1 protein-coding gene is annotated in these 1,510 nt (G+C 60.9%); it reads left to right on the top strand.

The annotated features are described in order from the left end of the window. Positions 1-176: 176 nt before the first annotated feature. Positions 177-1,510 (top strand): thiamine pyrophosphate-requiring protein (locus WCA53_RS34450; RefSeq protein WP_423922839.1); only part of this gene is annotated, 1,334 nt, incomplete at its 3' end.

The raw sequence follows: 1,510 nt of genomic DNA, 5'->3' as shown, positions 1-1,510 counted from the left end.
ACTCCGATTCGGCGACGTCCACTGAAACAATGCTTCGCACGCGGTATGAAGTTTGCGGTGTCGTCGACACCTTATCGCCGTACATCCACATACAGTTGCGAGCGCGCTCCGGCGCGTGTCGGATTTTTATTCGTTCCACCGAGAGCGGGAGCGCGCCCATTCATAAGGAGTATGCAATGACTGAAACAGTCGGAGATTTTCTCGTCGGGCGTCTTCACGCTTGGGGCGTTCGCCGCATCTATGGCTATCCCGGCGACGGCATCAACGGCGTGCTCGGTGCGCTCAATCGCGCCAAAGGCAAAATCGAGTTCATTCAGGTTCGCCACGAAGAGATGGCGGCATTCATGGCATCCGCCCACGCCAAGTTTACGGGTGAACTCGGGGTGTGCCTCGCGACTTCGGGTCCCGGCGCCTCCCATCTGCTGACCGGACTCTATGATGCGCGCATGGACCACATGCCCGTCTTGGCCATTGCGGGGCAGCAGGCACGCGCGGCCCTTGGGGGCCACTATCAGCAAGAACTCGATCTTCCGTCAATGTTCAAGGACGTCGCCGGTGCATTCGTGCAGCAGGCGAGTGTGCCCGCCCAGGTCCGCCATCTCGTCGATGGCGCGATTCGCACGGCGCTGTCGGAGCGTAAGGTAACGGCCATCATCCTGCCCAACGACCTTCAGGACCTCGAGTATCAAGCACCTGGGCGCAAGCACGGCACGTTGCACTCAGGCGTTGGCTTCACTGCACCCAAAGTGGTCCCGTATGCGAGCGACCTGCAGCGCGCCGCAGACGTCCTGAACGCGGGAAAGAAGGTCGCCATCCTGGTCGGCGCGGGCGCGCTGAATGCGACCGACGAGGTGATCTCGGTCGCGGATAAGTTAGGAGCGGGCGTCGCAAAGGCACTGCTTGGCAAAGCGGTATTGCCGGACGCCTTACCGTGGGTCACGGGCTCAATCGGTCTGCTTGGGACCAAGCCAAGCTACGAGATGATGATGGAATGCGACACGCTTCTCATGATCGGCTCGGGCTTTCCATACTCGGAATTCCTGCCCAAGGAAGGGCACGCCCGCGGCGTTCAAATTGACATCAAGGCGGACATGCTAAGTCTTCGCTACCCGATGGAGGTGAATCTTGTCGGGGATAGTGCTGAGACGCTACGGGCGCTGCTTCCACTTCTGAATGAAAGAACCGATCAGCACTGGCGCAAGAAAATTGAAGGCTGGACAGCCGACTGGTGGAAGGCGCTTGAGAAGCGCGCACTCGAATTAACCGACGGCGGCGTCAATCCGCAGCGCACGGTCTGGGAATTGTCATCGCGCGTCCCGTCCAACGCAATCGTCACCAGCGATTCAGGTTCATGCGCCAACTGGTACGCGCGCGACCTGAAGGTGCAACGCGGCATGCACTGTTCACTGTCAGGTGGCCTCGCGTCGATGGGTGCGGCGGTGCCCTATGCGATTGCGGCGAAGTTCGCATTTCCCGAGCGGCCGGTGATCGCGCTCGTCGGCGACGGCGC

It is taken from the genome of Caballeronia sp. (assembly GCF_049581465.1).
GTDB lineage: Bacteria > Pseudomonadota > Gammaproteobacteria > Burkholderiales > Burkholderiaceae > Caballeronia.
This window is presented reverse-complemented; position numbering and strand designations above follow the sequence as displayed.